The organism is Spirochaetota bacterium (assembly GCA_038043445.1).
In the GTDB taxonomy this organism is placed as follows: Bacteria; Spirochaetota; Brachyspiria; order Brachyspirales; family JACRPF01; genus JBBTBY01.
The window spans coordinates 37,217-57,651 of sequence record JBBTBY010000045.1 but is presented as its reverse complement, the minus strand read 5'-3'; the positions used below and the strand labels follow the sequence as shown (position 1 = coordinate 57,651).

The following is a 20,435-nucleotide window of genomic DNA, read 5'->3' as shown; positions in this document are numbered from 1 at the left end:
GCACGAGGATACCATGCACAAAAAAAGAACGGGCCACACAACTTGTTTTTTGTCCATTGATAGCACTTGTATTCGATCGAGCACCAACCCCTCCTCACGCACATCAAAATACTATGCGGCCATCCGTCTCACTATTGTTCATCAGCTTAAATCCTAATGGCATCAGTATAGCAGGGGGGGGGTAAATGTCAAATACTGACCGCTTCCCGTCGCGTAGTCCGAAAAAATATCGCACTCTCTCGGCGCGGCGCCCGAAGGGCCGCCCGCTAGAACATCTTGATCGTAAAACCGACCATTGCCGCCAGATAGAGCTTTCCGACATAGTAATGATCGACGACAAAGCTCCCCGCCATGATGACCGCATAAAGATCATAGAAACACGGCAGTGTCGGGGTGAATACCAGCATCGCGGATACACGGTCCGAGACATAGCCCGTGGACGGCACGTTCAGACAGAAATTATTGGCGCCGACCATGAGAAGATCAGATATCTTATAGAAGAGATACGAATCATTGTTGATATCAAAGTCCGTACCCCTGTGCACCGAATCGGTATGCCGCTCAAAATAGTAGTTCGTGATGAACATATCGAAATAGTTCACGGTCAGCGTATGGGCAAGGATAAAATTCCACACCTGAATCTTCACACGCGGGGCAATGGACGCCCAAAGCCCCGCATGATGCTCCTGCGTGATGCCGCTCGTCGCATCGCCGTCGTAGCGCGCCGTCGGCCCGGAAAGACGGATGAAACCGAAACCGAGGAGCTTGAAGAGTTCAAGAAAGCCCACGCGCGCCGTCACATCGAACACCGCGATCGGCTCGATCGTACAGTAGAGCGCCATGAGATCGTCTGCGGGCGTGAACAGGTTCTGGAACCCCACATCGATCTTCGTGCTTTCGAAAAGAATATTCCCCGGCTTGCCGAGGGGAATGCGATACAGTATCCTGCTGTCGACAGCGAGCCCGAGCGGATTCATCTGGGCACCGACACTTTGATCGTAGAAAAGCCCCTGCTCGGACGGTTTGGCAAGCAGCACTGCCGCCGTAATGATAAAAAGCACGGGGCGTAAGCCCCGTGTTCTATAACCGGTAATACTCACTGTCATGACCAGATGATGAGCTTCATCTCGAATTTGTAACTCAAGTCAGGATGCGCCGGGAATACGCGCACCGCATATCCGTTCTGCCCGGTCTTGCGGCAGTCTATCTCGCCCTTGTACTGCCACTTCCCCTTCCCCGATTCACGTATCGCTGCCATCGGTATCGTTGCGGCATTGACTATCTCGCCCTGCCGATTGAGCGTACCGCTGTATATCTCGACCGTGACGGCATCGGGAGTAAGCCCTCCCAGATTCACCTGGGCTTCAACGGTATACTTCATTCCCACTTCCACTTTTTCCGGCGATTCGGACGTGACATTCTCTATACGGACGGAATCCCAGTTCTTGAGAATACCTTCCTTCCATTGTGCCAGTTTTTTCGCGCGGTCGAAATTCTCTCCCGTAAGCATCATTCCCTTGCTGTGCGCGGGTATATAGAATTTTTTCGTATAATCGCCCACCATACGGTCGGTATTGAACTCGGGGCATACGGTCATTATCGAAGCCTTCATCCGTTTCACCCAGCCGCGCGGTATCTCGCTGTGCGTGCGGTCGTAGTAGAGCGGCGTAATGTCCTTTTCGATGACATTGTAGAGCGCACGTGATTCCACCTCGTCCTGATGCTTGTAATCGGTGTATTCCTCGCCGCGCCCGATGGCCCAGCCGTTCTCGCCGTTATACGATTCATCCCACCAGCCGTCGAGTATGGAGAGATTAAGGCCGCCGTTCACCGGCACTTTCATGCCGCTCGTGCCGCTCGCCTCTTCGGGACGCCGCGGATTGTTGAGCCATACATCCACGCCCTGCACGAGATAGCGGGCGACATTGATGTCATAATCCTCGACGAAGACCACGCGCCGGCGGAATTCATCGCGCCGGGCTATCTGCGACAGGTAGCGGATGAGTTCCTTTCCCTCGTTGTCGTGCGGATGCGCCTTGCCCGCGTAGATTATCTGCACCGGCCGCTCGCGATCATTGAGTATATGTTTTATCCGTTCAAGATCGTGAAAAAGGAGCGTGCCGCGCTTGTAGGTCGCGAATCGCCGCGAAAAACCGATGGTGAGCGCTTCGGCATCGAGTATCGAATCCGCGCCCTCTATCTCGCTCTGCGGGTACCCCTTCTGTATCATCTGCTTCTTGACGCGGTCGCGCACGAATGAGATGAGCCGCTCTTTGCGCCGCTCGTGTATGCGCCAGAGTTCAGCATCCGGTATCTCGGCGACACGCTTCCACACATCGTTCTTCGCGGGCGACGTGCGCCACTTCGGTCCTAGATAGCGGTCGTAAAGACCATGCATCTCGTACGATATCCACGACGTCGTATGAATGCCGTTGGTGATATGTCCTATCGGCAGGTCCTCTCTCGGGATATCGGGCCACACGCGCTGCCACATACGGCGCGAAACTTCGCCGTGAAGCCTGCTCACGCCATTATTGTGCGCCGACCAGTTGAGCGCAAGCACGGTCATGCAGAACCCTTCATTCACGTCGTCGGGGTTCTGCCGCCCCCAGCGGAAGAAGCGGTCGAATTTCACGCCCATCTTCTCCATATAGTCGTTGAAATATTTCTGCACGAGCGGGAGCGCAAAAACATCATTGCCCGCGGGCACCGGCGTATGCGTGGTGAACACGTTCGTCGCGTAGATGAGCTGCGATGCTTCGTAGATGGAAAGCCCTTCGGCGAGATACATGCGCAGGCGTTCCAGCGTGAGGAAGGCGCTGTGGCCTTCGTTCATGTGATAGACCGTCGGCTTTATGTTCATCTTTTTCAGAAGGCGCACGCCGCCGATGCCGAGGAGTATCTCCTGGCGTATGCGCATATCGCGGTCGCCGCCGTAGAGCTGCGAAGTAAGCACGCGGTCCTCAGGGCTGTTGGCATCGATGTTCGTATCGAGGAAATAGAGCGTCACGCGCCCGACGGCCGCCTTCCATATCTGCGCGGTCACCTTGCGCCCGGCCATATCGACATCGACGATGCAGGGCTTGCCGTCAGCTTCCTGTATCAGTTCTATCGGGAGATTATAGAAATCATTCTCGATCTCATACTCCTGCTGCCAGCCGTCCGCATTGAGGTATTGGCGGAAGTAACCGCGGCTGTAGAGAAGCCCTACCGCGACGAGGGGAATACCGAGATCGCTCGCCGACTTGAGGTGGTCCCCGGAAAGAACACCGAGGCCGCCGGAATATATCGGCAGGGATTCGTGTATGCCGTATTCGAACGAGAAATATGCCACGCACATATCGTTGGGATTGCCGTTCTGTCCGTTGTAGAGAGGTCGGGCAAGATATTCCCTGATATCCGTATGCACGTGCGCAAGCTCGCTCATGAACGATTCATCCGCCGCAAGGGCATTGAGCCCTTCCTGAGATATCGAACCGACGGTCTTTACCGGGTTATGCAGCGCCGCTTCCCAAATATCGCGGTCCAGGCGCCGAAGCAGATTGACCGCATCGGTATTCCATGTCCACCAGAAATTGTGTATGATCTCCTTGAGCGGCAGGAGTTCCTTCGGCACGGAGGGCGAAACGAGATATTTCTTGATATTCGGCATTGTATTCCTCATACGACGTTTGATGATCGGGGATGATTATACCCGGAATCGGTGCTCGGTGCAAGGCGAACGCCCTGTTTTTCCCCTGTATGAACGATCCGCACCTTGACACGTACCGCCTCGATGATGTACACTGGACGGATGAAGCATGTACCTTTCATCGCATTCATTGCAGCAGCCGTTCTTGCGGCTACGCCGTACATGGAATATATGCGCAGTACCAGAAACCTCCCGACACCGCAGGTGCTCACCAGGCAGATCAAAGAGGAATTCGGGAAACCATCGCCGGACCATGCGCGCATCATCGAGCTCAATAACACCATGCTCTCGAACAAAGTGTACATCTTTCAATACGAGACCTATTACAACCTCGCACAGTGCCATACCGCGCTTACGAATTACGCCGCCGCGCGATCGAACTATATAAGCTCTATCCACTTCGATTTCAGGAAGACCGAGGGCTATGAGCTCCTCAAGGATAATCCGACGATGATCGAATTGAACAAATTCGATATTTTCTACAACTTCTATAATGTGAAGCGCGCAGACATCGCATTATCGTACATGCAGTTCCTCCTCGATGTCATGTCGAACACGGGCGAAGCGATATCGGTAGCCGAATTCTATATCACCAGCCTTAAGAAAGAGCCCATCCCTCCCCTGTTCAAATCGATGGAAACCGCTCCCGCGTACAAAAAGATCGCCGAGCGCCTTCTGCAGCTGAAAAAAGACTAGCCCGCGCCGCTCTATCACCTTTTTCTCGCGAACACCCGGAAATCCCCTGCCACGCACCCCCTGTATTCCCTTGACGAAATCACCGGTATTGGCTATACTACATTAATATGTATCGTATCCGGCATGGGTCCAAAGGCCGGAAAAACTCTGGGAGGAGCAAGGTGCATCGACTGTTCTGCATTATCCTCGCAATGGTGATCCCCCTTGGCGGTCAGGAATTCACCGTCCTCTTCACATCATCGCTCAATGGGAATCTCGACGGATGCAACTGCCGGCAGAACCCGAAAAGCGGTCTTGTCAAACGCGGATACTTCCTTTCTGAATATCGGAAGAAGAACAGGAATTTCATCCTGCTCGAATCCGGCGATGTGTCCGCTATCGAAACGGTATATCTGAAAGAGACCGTGACCGTCGGCGGCACCGTCATGGAACGACCGATAAAAGAGCCGTATATATTCCAGGCGTATCGCTACTTGAAATATGACGCCATCGCCATGGGCGATCAGGATATCGGCAAAGGCGTCGACTACTTTCTCTCCGAAGCGGCGACACTGCCGTATGTGAACGCCAATGTCAAACTGAAGACCGCGAACGGCACGACCGCCTTCGGCGCGCCGTATATCATGAAGAACGTCGGCGGCGTACATATCGCCGTCATCGGCATTACGGCGGAGACCGCGTTCCGTTATCAAAAGCAGAACATTAAGGATGCGGTCGTACTTTCCGCAGCAGCAGAGTCCGCCGCAGCGTTCGCCAAAGAAGCACGGGCGAAGGGCGCGAAGGCGGTGATACTCCTCTCGCATGCCGGCTATGATTTTGATGTTGCGCTCGCAAAGCGCCGTGTGGGCATCGATCTCATCGTGAGCGGGCATGACCAGTATCTGCCGGTGAAAGACCCCGACGAATCGCCGGAGCGGGAGGTCATCGACATGAGCGCGGTCGATATCGGCGGCGTGTACGTGCTCTCGAGCGGCGGCAACGGCAATCGCGTCGGCATCGCCGCCTTCACCGCCGGGGCGAACATCGTCATGAAGAAGTTCTCGCTCGAGTATATCGATTATACGACGAGCAGGGACGATGCTACCATACGCGCATGGGCGAGCGAAGAGATGCAGCGTGAGATGAAGGCGTTCGAAAAACGGCGGCTGGACATCAAATGAAGATGATCCGTACCATCATGATCGACCTGGTCGCAATGGCCCTCATCGCGTTCGGCGCGGGGAGCGTGTTCAACGCGTTCTACCCGTCGGGGTACAAGCTTCGTGCCCCCAACGACAATATCATAGCGATAAACACGCAGCTTGCGAAAGTGAAGTTCGATGAAAACGCTTTCTTTATCGATGCCCGTTCCCCCGCTGAATATGTGTCCGGTCATGTGCCGCGTGCCGTCAATCTTCCCGAGGACCGTTACCTTGAATTCGCCGAGGCGCTCTACGACCGCATCGATGCCGCACCGGTGGTGGTCGTCTACTGTTCCGATGAGAAATGCGACAAGTCCCATAAGCTCGCGCACAACAGGCTCGGCGTCTCGTTCAAGGGCAAGCGCATTTATATCATGACCGCGGGGATGACGGGATGGAACGCCAAGGGTTATCCGTCGGAGCGGAAACAATGAAGATCACCGATCTTGCGACCAATCGATTCCTCGCCCTCACGTGCCGCATACTCATAGGCACGCTCTTCATCTACGCGAGTGTCGATAAGATACTGCACCCGGTGAGCTTTGCGCACACGTTCGCCAACTATGCGATAATGCCGGACGCCTTCACGCCGCTCGTAGCGATATTCGTTCCCTGGTTCGAGCTCATCGCCGGGACCATGTTCATCATCGGGTTCCGTACGCGTTCGACCGCCATTGCGCTCATCCTTCTGCTCTCAGCCTTCCTCGTCGGCATTACGGTCAATCTGGTGCGCGGCGCCGATATGGACTGCGGATGCTTCGAATTCTTCGGCATACCGGAGCGGCTGTCGATATCCACGTTCCTCAGGGATGTCCTTTTCATCGCCCTCACGCTCCCGCCGTTCTTTGCTCCCCGCCAGGCCTTCGCGATCGATTCACGTATCGAGAAAGGAAAACAACAATGACGCGATTCTTTCGATCGATGAGAACCTTCCGCTTCCTTCCGGTGCTGTCCCTCGCCGCTCTGCTCTCGGGGCAGGAGACCGTTTCCTTCACCGGCGGCGAAGAAATGCAGAAGAAGGTACAGAACTCCCTTGTTTCAATATCCTGTAAAGCGAAGGGGATAACCTACGGATACCGCCGCTGGATGGACCGGGGCACGTCGACCGGCGCAGGTGTTTTCATCTCGAAGGACGGTCTCATCGTGACCGCATATTCACTTGTCGCTTCCCCGGAAACGATAACGGTGAAGATGGCGGACGGCAAACAATCCGGGGCGACCCTTGTCGGGTTCGACCCGTTCATCGATGTCGCCGTCATCAAGCTTAACAGCGGCGAAGCGCCCGACATGCTCGCATTCGACACCACCGACAGCATCACCGCGGACGCGGTCGCGATAGCGGGCGGTTTCCGCGAGGGGAACGCCCCGACGCTCATTCCTATAACCGTATCGCGCCTCGGCCGCATGGGCATCGGCATCGCGTATATCGAGAATTTCATACAATTCAGCGCCGATGTCGTCCCCGAGGACCTCGGCGGACCGCTCATCGACCAGAGCGGGAATATCGTGGGCGTCAATGTCATGACCGGCACAAAGCGCGCCGGCGTCGGGCTCACCGTCCCCGCCTCGATGGTACGCGCATCGTTCGCGTCGATAAGCCAGGGCGGGAAAGTACAGTACCCGTTCCTCGGCGTCTATGTACGTGAACTGCGCAATATCAAGGACTTCAATTATCCTGCCGAGGGGCTACCCCAGGAAGGGCTCTTCGTGCTCGGCGTTCCGGACGATTCACCCGCGAAAAACGCGGGCATCAATTTCGGCGATGCCATCATCGAAGTGAACGGCGTTGCCGTTACTTCCTACAGCGACATGTATCAGGCCCTCGCCGGAAAGGCTGTCGGCGACCAGACATCGGTCGTACTCCTGCGAAAGGGTTCACGCATGCAAGCGACCGTAGCGCTCGCAGAACGGCCGCTCCTGCCCGTGTTCAATATACCGAACTTCTGCAGGCTCTTCCTCGGTTTCGACGTGGGAAAAGAGACGATATCGCCGACACATACCGCCTATACGGTAAAGAAGGTGTACTTTTTCGGGGCGAAGAAAAAAGAAGGCCCCTACGGTGAAGGCGATTACATCGTGCAGATAGCGCCCGGGAAACCCTACGGCGTTCCCGAACCGATACGCGAGAACGCACAGATGGCGGCGCTCATCTATCCCGACTCGATAGTGCTCGATGATTCCGAATACGGCCTCGATCTCTTCTTTGCGAAACGCCCCGATCAATTCGGGAGTCGCGCGGTGTTCCAAGGCTCGATGAAAAAGATCTCTTTTTAAGGATTGTATCATGAAAGGCATTGCCTTCGTACTCATCGCGCTCACCGCTGTATTGAGCGCACAGACACCGGCCCCGTCGGCCTTTGACACCACACGCGATGTCATTCGCGCGAAGAAGCAAATCGAGATGGGATCGAAGGACAAGAAGAACTATGAGACCGTCATCAAGGGAAGCCTCATACTCAATGACTTTCAGCAGATAATAGAGCTCTGCAATAAACCCGAATACATCGCCAACATCGCCCCGCTGCTCCGTGCGAGTGCACTAGCGGACGCGTATATCGGGGTAAAAAACTTCGACGAGGCGCTGAAGACCGCCGAGACGATACCCGATGAAAAGGAAAAAAGCCTTCGTTTCGCCCGCGCATACTATGCAAAATTCTACTGCAATAAAGCGATGGACTATTACCGCCAGTTCCTGGACAAGGGCGGGAAATTCGAGGCGCTCACGTTCCGCAATGTCGATGTCCAGGGATACGGGTTCGATGTTCCGGAGTACTGGATAACCTCGCCGGGCAGGAAGGTCGTGGAAGGGGATTGGGAAATATCCGCATGGACGTTCTTTTCGCTGTACGGGATATGGTATCAGGTGAACACGTTCTATTACACGGCGCCCACCGATGAGGATGTGAAAGAGAAGGTCGTGAAGACGCTCAAGGCACGCATCGCGTCCGATTACGACAAGGCAGGCATGCTCGCCGTCATGGAACGCGGCAAGCTCGTCGCGGTCAAGAAAAGCGATGTCGCCAAAACGTTCAAGGGATTCTTCGGGAAATCGGGCGGCACGGACCCGAAAGCGGCCGATGTCGGTGCCGTATGGTATTCCCGCGACAATAAACGCGAAAGCTCGCGCTTCGTCGATATCTATCTGCTTCCCGACGCGGCCACCTTCACCGATTCCCGCATGGGGAAATCGCTCCTGCAGATCGTCGCGATGTATTACTACTACAATTCCGCGGCAAGCGACAGGCATTACAAGACCGAACTGGAAGCGTTCCTTGACCGCCTCATATCCCGCTGATCGTCATCCCTTGACAGTTATGCCCGTTTGCTGAACGATACTTTCCCGCGCTCGTCGACGTCGGCGGCGATCGTATCGCCCTTCACGAACGCACCGCCGAGCAATGCCTTTGAAAGCGGGTTCATTATCTCCGACTGTATCGTCCGTTTGAGCGGTCGCGCTCCGTACTGAACATCGTAGCCCAGGGCGGCAATATACTCGAACACCTTCTTCGCGATCGACAGCGTGTAACCCTGATCCCTGACACGGCGAGCGAGCTTTTTCATCTCAAGCTCGGCGATACGCACTATCGTATCCTTCATGAGCGGATGGAACAGTATCGTCTCATCGATGCGATTGAGGAATTCCGGACGGAAATTCGTCCGCAAGAGCGACTCGATGGCATCCATCACCGCCTTTTCGCTGTAATCACCTGACGCCTGTCGCTCCTGGATGATATCGCTCCCGATATTGCTCGTCATGATGATGAGGGTGTTGGTGAAGTTCACCGTACGCCCCTGCGAATCGGTAAGCCGTCCGTCATCGAGCATCTGCAGGAGTATGTTGAACACGTCCGGATGCGCCTTCTCGACCTCATCGAAAAGCACGACTGCGTAGGGATGCCGCCGTACCGCTTCGGTGAGTGCGCCGCCCTCTTCATAACCGACATACCCCGGGGGTGCGCCGATGAGCTTTGCCACCGCGTGCTTCTCCATGTACTCGCTCATATCGATGCGTATCATGTTCCGCTCGTCATCGAAGAGGAACGAAGCGAGCGTCTTGGCAAGCTCGGTCTTTCCCACACCGGTGGGCCCGATGAACAGGAACGTCCCCACGGGGCGATGTTCGTCCGCAAGGCCGCTGCGATTGCGCCGTATCGCGTCCGATACTTTTCGTACGGCATCATCCTGCCCGATGACGCGCAGAGAGAGCGCCTCCTCCATGCGGATGAGCTTTTCGCGCTCGCCCTCCATCATCTTGCTCACGGGTATACCGGTCCACGTCGCCACCACGCGCGCGATATCGTCCTCGCTCACCTCCTCGCGGAGAAGCGTGTTCGCGCCGGTGATCTCTCCCGTCATTCTCGCAAGTTCCTTCTCCTTCTGCGGGATGAGCCCGTAGCGCAATTCGCTCGCGCGGGCGAGCTCCCCGGCACGCGCCGCTTCCGCCTCCTGGAATTTGAGATGCTCCACTTCCTCCTTGAGCGCGCGCATGGATGCGATGATCTTCTTCTCGTTCTCCCATTTCACCTTGAGCGCAGAGAACGATTCTTTCTTATCAGCGACCGTCGATGTTATTTCGGCGAGACGTTTCTTCGAATCGGCATCGGATTCCTTTTTCAGCGCCTCGCGTTCTATCTCCAAACGGGTGATGTCGCGCGCGAGCGTATCGAGCTCTTCGGGCATGCTGTCTATCTCTATCTTCACGCGGCTTGCCGCTTCATCGATGAGATCGATGGCCTTGTCCGGAAGGAAACGGTCCGTGATATAGCGGTCGGCGAGCGTTGCCGCAGCGACTATCGCCGCGTCCGCTATCCGTACACCGTGATGCACTTCATAGCGCTCCTTAAGTCCGCGCAGTATCGATATCGTATCCTCAGCAGAAGGCGGCTCGACCAGGATCGGCTGGAATCGCCGTTCAAGCGCCGGGTCCTTCTCGATATGCTTCTTGTACTCATTGAGCGTTGTCGCGCCCACGCAGCGAAGCTCACCGCGTGCAAGCGCCGGCTTCAGCATATTCGATGCATCCATGGCACCCTCGGCGCTGCCCGCTCCCACAAGGGTGTGGAGCTCGTCGATGAACAGGATGATCGATCCATCCGCATCCGAGATAGTTTTTATAACGGCTTTGAGCCGTTCCTCGAATTCACCGCGGAATTTCGTTCCGGCGATGAGCGCGGCAAGATCGAGCGAGACGAGTTTCTTGCCTGCAAGCCCTTCGGGCACATCGCCCGAGACGATGCGCCGCGCAAGCCCCTCGGCGATCGCGGTCTTTCCCACACCCGCCTCACCGATGAGCACAGGATTGTTCTTGGTGCGCCGTGAGAGCACCTGCATGACGCGGCGTATCTCATTATCACGCCCGATGACGGGATCGATCCTGTCCTTGCGTGCAAGCTCGGTAAGATCGCGCGTGTACTTTTCCAATGCCTGATATTTGTTCTCCGCATCCGGATCATCGACCTTCTCGCTCCCGCGGATCCCCTTAAGCGCAGCGAGCACTGCGTCGGTACGTACGCCGAGTGCGGCAAGACGCTCATGCACCGTTCCCTCTTTTACTTCGAGCACGGCGAGGAACACATGCTCGCTCGATGTATAGTCGTCCTTCATGGCGCCGGCGATCTTCTCCGCGCGGACAAGGATGCGCGAGAGTCTCGCCGAAAGCGCTATCTGCGCGTTCGATCCGTCCGCACGCGGCGATCGTACAATGTCATCGGCTATCGCCGTACGCAACAGCCCCGGGTCTATTGACAATTTCTTCAGGAGGGGAACGATCACCCCGCGCTCCTGCTCAAGGAAAGCCGAAAAGAGATGGACATCGTCCACCTCGGGATTGCCGCGCTCCACGGCAAGCGAATGCGCCGATTGAAGCGCTTCCTGGACCTTCGTGGTAAGTTTGTCGTATCGCATAGTCGGCCTCTCGCTGTAACAATAGCAAGATGTGTGCCGACCTGAGCTATGCCCCTATCGTTTCGTTACGCATGAAAAGTTGATTTTATTGAATTCCCCCACGTTCCCTTCGACTCCGCTCAGGGAACGGCCAAGATATTCATGTTAAAAAGCAGTTCGCTTCCCGAGCCGATGCCCCGATCTATCAGTGAGCCGATGGCGAACAGCCGAGGTAGGTGCCGAGGGATGCGAAGAAGCCCTGTTCACCCGCAATACAATTTCAGCAATTGACAGACTTCAAATGTATCAGTTCAGTATAGAAGGGCATGATAACGTCCGCTCAGTGTATCCAAATATACCCTTGGAATATCGCACGCTGTATCGGCCAATACATGATATTCGGCTGGCCCTTGATATAGGAGAAATGCACAAGCCCCCAGTATCGCGAATCGCATGATTCATTGCGGTTATCGCCGATGGCGAGATAGAAAGGCTCCTTCACCGGATACGTATACTCCGCAGCGTTCGACGCGAATCGCTGGTAAATGTTCACCCAAAGCCACTTCTTCGAATCGTAATGCACTTCTTCTCCATTCACCTTCACGCTGTAAGACCGTACATCATCATATGTCGGGTCCTGAGAAAGACGCGTAAAGACGATGGATTCTCCCACCTTCGGCACATACACCGGGCCGTAATTATCGCGCATGCTCCCGGGTATCTCAAGCATCGGACGGCTCTGTACGTTCATGCCGTCACCGAAACTGAAATTGCCCCATTTGTCATCGAGGGGCTCTCCGTTGATATATATCTTCTTGCGAATGATCTCGACCGTATCGCCGCCAACGCCGATGGCGCGCTTGACATATTCCTTTTTCGGGTCCCAGTCCGATGTCTTCAGGCCGAGCAGTCCCATCATCGGCACCATTCTCTCGCCGGTCACCTTTTCGCCGATATAGTTCGCTATCGTAATGCGCGGATCGGAGGCGAACGGAGAGAGACACACGAGCGCGACGACCTCTTTGACCAATTGTATGAGCGGCGACGGCGGATAGAGCGGGCGACCGCCCTCGCATGCCATGCTCGCCGACGGCGGCGCGCGGAATATTATGATATCTCCGCGGGCGGGGAATTTTATCTTCGGGAGGCGAAGCCCCTCATGCCCGTCGGTGAACGGGACCTTCATGCCGTAGAGAAAACGGTTGGCAAAAAGCCTGTCGCCGGGCATGAGCTTGGGTTTCATGGAACCGGTCGGTATCATGTAATTCTGCAAGAGCGTAAGGCTCAACGCGATGACGACAACGGCGGCCTCGGCCAGCGAACGGATATTGCCGCGCCAGTCCTTGCACTCGCCGATGAACCAGTCGATGATCTTTTTCAGTTCACGCACCGCTTTTCTCCTTAAGTATTAAACGACTTGCACTATCGTGGTATCTTCAATTCCAGAATTATCTCGAAGCGCTCGCCGTCGAACGTTTCGCTCACCGGTTCCGCGGCGGCTATCACCTTCTGCACCGCATCATCCGCACCCGGGTACCGCTGTGCAAGCAGTACCTTCAATTTCGCCTTCGCCGTCATGAGCGCCGCCTCGCGTGAAAGATATTTCCGCCGCGAGTCCATGAGCGTGCGGTCCTTCACCGTCCCCATGCCGTACGCCCGCACCGTGTTCTCATCGATGAACCCGTCGCGCATGAGCGACTTCGCGAGCAGATTGAGCCGCTCGCGCGACTCGCGGTCCATCGTGATATCCACGGAATGTCTCGTGCCGTGCACCGTATGGACGATAGTATTGCTCATAATGCGTATCGCGTTCGTGCCGCGTATCAGCCGTTCAACGGCGGGGATATCGCTTCGTATCGCCTTGAACGACACCTGCTTTGCCGCGCTCCGGTAAAGCGCGATGGTCGCATTCGAGAGCGCCTCGTCATAGCTCCTGCCGTTGCCGCTCCCCGCGATGAGCCCTTCACCGCCCTTCGTCCCGCAGGACAGTATGAACATGAAGGCCGCTGCCATGAAAAAATATGCTTTCATCGCCGGAACTCCTTGTGAAAATACGCATTTCCCCGCCTTTTCATGGCGGCATTATAGCAGTAAATGCCGCTCGTGTAAAGCCGATATCGTTATCGAATGTACGAGTGCTGAGACAGCGGAACAGCACGGGCATCCTGCATTGACCAGAAACATTAGAAATTGTATAGTACCATGGAAGGAATGACCTATGCGCATACTCTTATTCGCCATGCCCGACACGGTGAGCGCTCTTGATGCTGTCACCGCGCTCCCCAACCTCGGTCTCGCATCGATCGCCGGCAGCGTCACCGGTCACGATGTATCCATGATCGATCTTGCGTTCTATCGCCGTGATATCTCCGCCCGCGTACGATCGATCGCCATCCGCGAAAAGCCCGATATCGTCGGTTTGAGCGCGATGAGCTTTCAATACGCAAGCGCCTGCCGTGTGGCACGCATCATCCGTGAAACGGCTCCACGCGCGTCCATCGTGCTCGGCGGTTATCACGCGACGCTCATGCATGATGAGATCGCGGAAAGTACGGAGGGGAAACTTTTTGACCATATCGTCCGCGGCGAAGGCGAACGCGCGTTCCCGGCATTAGTCGACGCCATCGGCTCCGGGCGCGGATTTTCACGCATCCCGGGGCTGACCTACCGGCATACGGGCGTCATCCGCAGCAATCCTCCGGCACCGCCGCTCGCGCTGTCGAAGATCGCATTGCCGCGCCGCATTGCCCGCCTCATAGACCGCTCGCGATTCCTCGGGATGCGATTCGACTGTGCGGAGACATCGCGCGGCTGCACCATGGGCTGCCGCTTCTGCAGTATAACGGAGATGTACGGCCGATCGATCCGTCACTTCCCGATACCGCGCATCATCGCCGACCTTGCAGAGCTCAGGCACAGCGGCGTTAAGGGCGTGTTCTTTGTCGATGACAACATCACGCTCAACACCGCGCATTGTATCGCGCTCTGCCGCGCCATCATCGCCGAAGGCCTTGACACGCTGACCTACATCACGCAAGCGAGCGTCCGCGGGATACTTGCCGATGAAACGCTGCCGCCGCTCCTCGCACAAGCCGGTTTCCGATGGGTGTTCCTCGGCATCGAAAGCGATACGGCAAAAAACCTCCGCTCGCTCGGTAAACCGTCGGCCCCCGGCGATGCACGGGAGGCGGTGTCGCGTCTCAGGAAGAACGGCATCGGCGTGTTCGGCGGCTTCATCGTCGGCAATCCCGATGATACGCGGAGCGATATCACCCGCGCGTTCCAAAGCGCCCGTACAACCGGTGTTGATCACCCCATCATGCAGTGCCTTACTCCGTATCCCAAGACCAGGACGCGCGATGACCTTATGCGCGAGGGGCTTATCACGAACAAGAACGACTTCAGCCGCTATAATGGGTTCATGGCGAACGTGCGCACGCATCATCTGACGAACGAAGCGCTGACACGTGCCATGCTCATCGAAGGGATAAAGCTCTATTTCGATCCGCTCCATATACTGAGAAGCCGTTTCTGGCGATATCACCCCTCGCTGTGGCTGCCGCTCTTCATGAACAATTTCCGTTATGTGTTCGGTGCGATCCGCGGAAGACTGTTCGCATCGCGCCATTCCTGGTGATACATCCGGGTCATTCCGGCGACCGGAAGCCCGTTCCGTAATTGACCGCCACGCATCGTTCGCATATACTATCGCTATGCCGGCACCCGTTCTTTTCCGTACGATACCGCAACATCCCATGGAGACAGCATGCGCCCGAACATCATCCTCATCCACTCCGATCAGCACCGCTTCGACTGCGTCGGGGCGAACGGCCACCCGTTCCTCAAGACGCCGAATCTTGACAGGCTCGCCCGCGAGGGCGTGAATTTCACCCAAGCGTATACACCATCCCCGATATGCTCACCGGAACGGGCGAGCATCCTGTGCGGGGCATGGACGACGCAGCATGGATGCCTGAGCATACCGAATACCGAGACCTATGCGCCCGCCGACACGAAGTTCACGACGTTCTCGCATCTTTTGAACACCAATGGGTACGATCTCGGCTATGTCGGGAAATATCATCAGGAGTTCCCCGGAACGCCGCTCGACTATGGATTTTGAGACTACATCCCCGAGCACGCATACGGCGCATGGCGCAAGGCGCAGGGGCTTCCCGATAAACCGCGGGCGAATCGATGGTTCGGTGAAACTGATGCCGCGATAAAGCCGGAACAGTCACGGATAGCATGGGGCGCATCGGCCAGCATCGATCTTATTAAAAAGTATAATGCTGAGAAAAAGCCGTTCCTCGTGCGATGGGATCCGAGCGAGCCGCATCTGCCCAATGTCGTGCCGGAACCGTTCGCATCGATGTACCCGCCGAAGTCAATACCGCCGTGGCCGAGCTTCGGCGATGCGCTTGCCGGCAAGCCGTATATTCAGGCACAGCAGCGCCGCACCTGGAAAGTGGACGATTGGAAGTGGGAGCAGTGGGCACCGATAGTGGGCCGCTATCTCGGGGAGATAACCCTGCTCGACCATGAGATCGGCAGAATACTCGCGCTTCTCGACGAGCTCAAGCTCGCGGACAACACGCTCGTCATATACTCCACCGATCACGGCGATATGTGCGGTGCGCACGGCATGATAGATAAACATTTCATCATGTACGACGACGTTACGCGCGTACCGATGATGATGCGTTATCCCGGCGAACTGCCTGCAGGAAAAACATGCGACGCCTTTGTAAGCCACGCCATCGATATTGCATCGACGATATGCTCCGCCGCCGGAATAACGCCGCCGTCGACATTCGCCGGTAAGAATTTATTTGACATTGTGAACGGCGCGGATGCGAAACCGCGAGAGGACATTTTCAGTGCATGGCACGGCGGCCAATTCTCATCGTTCACGCAACGCATGGTACGCAACAGAGAATGGAAATATGTCTGGAACGCGTCCGCTGAGGATGAGCTCTATCACATGACGGACGATCCCGCCGAACTGACCAATCGCGCGACAGATACTGCCTGCAAAGCGGTATTATCGCGAATGAGAAAGCGTCTCGTTGCGTGGATGCTGGAGACGAATGACGTGGTGCTCAATGAATGGACGAGATCATCGCTTGAAGATAATACAAAAATCTGAAAAACCACGAAGGACACCGAGAAACACAGAGAGTAACGAAAACAAATTTCTTCTCTGTGATCTCTGTGGTTCGATATTTCTTATGCTTTCTTTCGAGTCCACCGTATCGACCGATACGCCTCGATGAGCAGCAGGAATGAAAGCGCGAGGAGCACTATCCCGCAGACACCTCCTATGATGAGCGTCGGCACCGCAGCCGGTTTCGGATATGTCCCCGCGGATATCGCCGGTATCGACGAGATGAACGATATGAGCATGCTCACAAGCGACCAGAGCGTGAATGCAAGCATGAAGAGCATGGGGATTATCGCGATGAGGGCGTTCCTCTTCGTACGCACGAGCCACACGGATATCGCAAGGAGCGTGAGCGCCGCAAGGAGCTGATTGCTCGTGCCGAATATCGGCCAGGCGACGAGATATCCCTTTTCACCGGCGAGCATGAGGAAAAGCGCGGGGAGCGAGAGCGTTGCAGCGGTCGCGAGCATACCGCCGGCAAGCGAATTTAAACCGAATATCTCCTGGAAGATATAGCGTGCAAGGCGCGTCGTCACATCGAGCGTATCGTACACGAAGGTGGCGAAGGCGACGAGCGCGAATGACAGCGCGAACTGTGCATCGATACCTACGGCGGATAGATATTTCGCTATGCCGTTGGCGAATATCATATTGGGGTCGCTCTTGAGCGCCGCATCACCTTTGGCGAGCATCATGACGGTGGCAAGCGCAAGCACGGCGACCACACCTTCAAGTATCATCGCGCCGTACCCGACGACACGGGTGTCGGATTCCTTCTCTATCTGCTTCGATGTTGTTCCCGAGCTCACGATGCTGTGAAAACCCGAGCAGGCGCCGCAGGCGACGGTGATAAAGAGGAACGGGAACACGAGCTTTCCCGACTCAATACCCGCTAAGCCTTTCAGGTTGATCATCGGATACTGGATCGCTCCGCCCATGAGCACCGCGCCGATGAGGGCGATACCCATGACGAGGTAAAGGAACCATCCGCCGAGATAGCCGCGCGGCTGAAGAAGAAGCCACATCGGCAATAGCGACGCGATGAAGCAGTATGCGAGGAGCACGAGCACCCAGCCCTTATGCGGCATCTGCATGACGAATGCGCCGAATTCCGGCGGGAGCTTCGTACTCGCGAATATCGCACCGATCACGAGCGGCACGAACACGGCAGTAAGGAGCGCAAGGGGCAGCTTTGTTTTACGCATAAGGACACCCATGAGCAGCCCAAGCGCGAGATATACGGCTGAACTTGCAGCCACGCCCGGCCCATACGCATCGCCGCTTGCGACGGAGCGGAACGACTGCGCGGTGATATCGGCGAATGCGATGATAACGTACACGAGGGCGAACCATACGAAAATCAGAAAGAGTATCTGCGCGCGGCGCGACATGTTCGACTTGACGATCTCGCCGATGGACGACGCCTTATTGCGTATCGATGCGACGAGTGAACCCATATCGTGGACACCGCCGATGAATATGGAACCGATGACTATCCATAGGAGTGCGGGGAGCCAGCCGAACCAGATGCCGGCGAGTATGGGGCCGACGATGGGACCTGCCGCCGATATGGCCGAAAAATGCTGACTTAAGAGGAGCGACGGTTTCGCGGGCACATAATCCATGCCGTCGTTCATCTCAACCGCGGGGGTTTTCCGCATATTATCGAGGGCGAAGATATTCGCAACGAATTTCCCGTAGAAAATATATCCCGCGGCGAGAACGATTATCGATGAGATGACGACGACGGCAATCATACGGCGCTCCTTTCATAATGGCTGCGTACGATGGATGTCATCGCACGCGCGCCTACTGTATTGTTTTTTCCGTACGCTGTCAACCCCGCAGCGGCCGGGTGTGCGACTTTCAATTGTCGGCATCACATGCCGTCATGCCAAAGAGCACGGGGTTTTAACCCCGTGTTTGTTATATTTAAGCTGTTATACACGGGGTCAATACCCCGTGCGCTATACCGACAATGAAACGTCAGTCATTGGCCGGCTATGGATCGATCTTCACCGGCATATCGAGCGAACCTCCTTCAACGGAATTCCCGGACACGTTCACCGCAGAAGAATGCTCCGCCCATATGCCGTATCGGTTCGTCAAGCTCAGCCGATTCGGATCGATTATCATATTCCCGCTCACCGTCACATTCGACGCATTGGCGACATGTATGCCAAGTGCGCCGGAGTTGACGATACGATTATCACGGATGACGAGGTTGTGCACAAGCGTGAGGTCTCCGAGGCCGACGGCATCACGATCGAAGTCGTAGATATCGATGGCGCCCGCGGGACGACCGGCATACTTCCTGCCGCCCTCGCCATAATTAAGCGAATTCACTATCGTGTTCCGTGCGATGCTGATATCACTTGAAAAGTAGTAGTTAAGCTCATTGCGCTTATTCTTCACGTTCTCGATGTACGAGCAGAGTATCGCAGCGCTCGTATGGTTGGACATGACATTATCCTCGATGCGTACACCGCCCGCGCCCATGAACACCGCATATCGCCGCGTGTTCTGGAAGCGATTATTGCGGATGAGCGTCCCGTCGAGCCGCCAGCTTTTATTGAACACAAGTGTCGGCAGCCGCGTATCGTTCGTATCGAACGGAACGACATTCCCCGCAAGCGGGCGATCGAGCGTTATCCGCGGCGGCTGCCACGGCCATCGATACGGCTCCATAGCGACGATGGTGTATGTGCTCTTTCTGCTCTCGGCGACCTCAACGACCTCTATCGTATCGCCTTTCTCATACCACGTGACCGAACCGGCGTGCAGATCGAGCGTATTCCCTTCGAACGACTTCACTTTATTGCCGCGAAGCGAAATGACGATATTGTCATCCTGCAGATGATCGAAATAATTATTCTCGATGCGAGGACCGCGCCGTGCGCCGATGAAATGAAAACCGTCCGCGCAGGTCGCCACGATGCGGCCGCTCGCGGGCCGCGGGCAGATGCGGTTACTGACGAGCGTTACATCGTTACAGAACATGAAGATAGAAGCGAACGCGCTCGCGCTGAAAACACTTACTCGTTCGAGCGTAAGCCTATCGCAGAAGTTGAATACATTGAGGTGTCCGAGGGCGCGGCGGACACGGACATAGCGAAGCCCCTCTATCCCTTCTATCGCCGCCGCCATATCCGGGCGATCATAGACAAGACGCGCCTTATCGCCGATCATAGACGACGATTGGATAAAACCGACGAAAAAGAACGCGTACTCCCCATCGGGTTTATGCACGGTAAGCCAATTCCCGTCGCGGTCGTTAAAACCGCTCCCCGTCGGCAGGGGATAACCCGGATCGGGCACGCAGGTTATCGACCGTTCGCCCTGGCTCGTTGCGACAACGGAGCCCTGCGATAGTATCGGCGGGTCGTAATCGAAAGCGACATTGCGGAGCATCAGCCCCGGGCTGTGGTCGAAGGTTAATGCGGCGAATGCACCGCCGAGAATGATCTCGCCGTCCTCGATAGTAAGGTTCGTTACGTACTCGCCGCCCGCCGCGTACTGCCATTTGGCGTTGTTCGACTGCGGGGTCGCTATGCGGCATACTCCGCCGAGTGAGAGCGTCGTACCCGGATGCGACGCCGCGTATGTGAATGCTTTCTGGAGCGCAGGCCCATTATCGAATGTGCCGTCGGCTTTTCCGCCGAAATCAGCGATCGGCTTTACCGCTGCGAATGCTGAAGCCGCGATCAGAACAAGTACGAGTAATTTTCGATACATGTGTGCACTCCTTCTCCCCTTTCTCCTTTATCAAGGCGTGCGCCTATGGCGCAGCCCGGCGGCAAAGCCGCTATGGGGAAAGGGG

Annotated in this window: 16 protein-coding genes; 9 read left to right on the top strand and 7 right to left on the bottom strand. The window is 56.1% G+C overall.

Annotated features, from left to right (window positions below; genetic code table 11):
* Positions 1-266 precede the first annotated feature (266 nt).
* Positions 267-1,061: a hypothetical protein gene (locus tag AABZ39_06935; GenBank protein MEK6794493.1), complete on the bottom strand. Its 795-nt coding sequence runs from the start codon at positions 1,059-1,061 to the stop codon at positions 267-269.
* A 41-nt stretch (positions 1,062-1,102) separates the two neighbouring features.
* Positions 1,103-3,652: an alpha-glucan family phosphorylase gene (gene glgP, locus AABZ39_06930; GenBank protein MEK6794492.1), complete on the bottom strand. Its 2,550-nt coding sequence runs from the start codon at positions 3,650-3,652 to the stop codon at positions 1,103-1,105.
* A gap of 210 nt (positions 3,653-3,862) precedes the next feature.
* Here glgP and AABZ39_06925 point away from each other — a divergent pair, with 210 nt between their 5' ends.
* The 6 genes from AABZ39_06925 to AABZ39_06900 all read left to right on the top strand — a co-directional run bounded on the left by AABZ39_06925 (position 3,863) and on the right by AABZ39_06900 (position 8,863).
* Positions 3,863-4,387: a hypothetical protein gene (locus AABZ39_06925; protein MEK6794491.1), complete on the top strand. Its 525-nt coding sequence runs from the start codon at positions 3,863-3,865 to the stop codon at positions 4,385-4,387.
* Positions 4,388-4,548: 161 nt separating this feature from the next.
* On the top strand, positions 4,549-5,547 hold the full coding sequence (locus tag AABZ39_06920) for a hypothetical protein (GenBank protein ID MEK6794490.1): 999 nt from the start codon (positions 4,549-4,551) through the stop codon (positions 5,545-5,547).
* Positions 5,544-6,002, top strand: coding sequence for a rhodanese-like domain-containing protein (locus AABZ39_06915; GenBank protein ID MEK6794489.1), 459 nt, complete (start codon positions 5,544-5,546; stop codon positions 6,000-6,002). The genes AABZ39_06920 and AABZ39_06915 overlap by 4 nt, the downstream gene beginning before the upstream one ends.
* Positions 5,999-6,472, top strand: coding sequence for a MauE/DoxX family redox-associated membrane protein (locus tag AABZ39_06910; protein MEK6794488.1), 474 nt, complete (start codon positions 5,999-6,001; stop codon positions 6,470-6,472). The genes AABZ39_06915 and AABZ39_06910 overlap by 4 nt, the downstream gene beginning before the upstream one ends.
* Positions 6,469-7,842: a S1C family serine protease gene (locus AABZ39_06905; GenBank protein ID MEK6794487.1), complete on the top strand. Its 1,374-nt coding sequence runs from the start codon at positions 6,469-6,471 to the stop codon at positions 7,840-7,842. Before AABZ39_06910 ends, AABZ39_06905 begins: the two co-directional genes overlap by 4 nt.
* A gap of 10 nt (positions 7,843-7,852) precedes the next feature.
* Positions 7,853-8,863: a hypothetical protein gene (locus tag AABZ39_06900; GenBank protein ID MEK6794486.1), complete on the top strand. Its 1,011-nt coding sequence runs from the start codon at positions 7,853-7,855 to the stop codon at positions 8,861-8,863.
* 17 nt (positions 8,864-8,880) lie between these two features.
* Here AABZ39_06900 and clpB read toward each other — a convergent pair whose 3' ends face one another.
* The 3 genes from clpB to AABZ39_06885 all read right to left on the bottom strand — a co-directional run bounded on the left by clpB (position 8,881) and on the right by AABZ39_06885 (position 13,482).
* Positions 8,881-11,472: an ATP-dependent chaperone ClpB gene (gene clpB / locus AABZ39_06895; protein ID MEK6794485.1), complete on the bottom strand. Its 2,592-nt coding sequence runs from the start codon at positions 11,470-11,472 to the stop codon at positions 8,881-8,883.
* Between the two features lie 319 nt (positions 11,473-11,791).
* Positions 11,792-12,841 (bottom strand): signal peptidase I, encoded by a 1,050-nt coding sequence (gene lepB, locus AABZ39_06890; GenBank protein ID MEK6794484.1) that lies wholly within the window; start codon positions 12,839-12,841, stop codon positions 11,792-11,794.
* 32 nt (positions 12,842-12,873) lie between these two features.
* Positions 12,874-13,482, bottom strand: a complete 609-nt coding sequence (locus tag AABZ39_06885; protein ID MEK6794483.1) for a hypothetical protein — start codon at positions 13,480-13,482, stop codon at positions 12,874-12,876.
* A gap of 187 nt (positions 13,483-13,669) precedes the next feature.
* On the opposite strand from AABZ39_06885, the gene AABZ39_06880 reads away from it, so the two are divergent.
* From AABZ39_06880 to AABZ39_06870, 3 genes are all read left to right on the top strand, one after another.
* The gene (locus AABZ39_06880; GenBank protein ID MEK6794482.1) at positions 13,670-15,088 is read left to right on the top strand and encodes a radical SAM protein; all 1,419 of its coding nucleotides are present in this window, start codon (positions 13,670-13,672) and stop codon (positions 15,086-15,088) included.
* 129 nt (positions 15,089-15,217) lie between these two features.
* Positions 15,218-15,574 carry a sulfatase-like hydrolase/transferase gene (locus tag AABZ39_06875; protein MEK6794481.1) on the top strand — a complete coding sequence of 119 codons (357 nt, stop codon included), beginning with the start codon at positions 15,218-15,220 and terminating at the stop codon, positions 15,572-15,574.
* A gap of 6 nt (positions 15,575-15,580) precedes the next feature.
* Positions 15,581-16,600, top strand: coding sequence for a sulfatase/phosphatase domain-containing protein (locus AABZ39_06870; protein MEK6794480.1), 1,020 nt, complete (start codon positions 15,581-15,583; stop codon positions 16,598-16,600).
* An 80-nt stretch (positions 16,601-16,680) separates the two neighbouring features.
* On the opposite strand, the gene AABZ39_06865 is transcribed toward AABZ39_06870, so the two are convergent.
* Both AABZ39_06865 and AABZ39_06860 read right to left on the bottom strand, forming a co-directional pair.
* Entirely contained in the window at positions 16,681-18,372 is a 1,692-nt protein-coding gene (locus AABZ39_06865; GenBank protein MEK6794479.1) for a carbon starvation CstA family protein, read from the bottom strand.
* A 244-nt stretch (positions 18,373-18,616) separates the two neighbouring features.
* Entirely contained in the window at positions 18,617-20,350 is a 1,734-nt protein-coding gene (locus tag AABZ39_06860; protein ID MEK6794478.1) for a right-handed parallel beta-helix repeat-containing protein, read from the bottom strand.
* Positions 20,351-20,435: the final 85 nt, after the last annotated feature.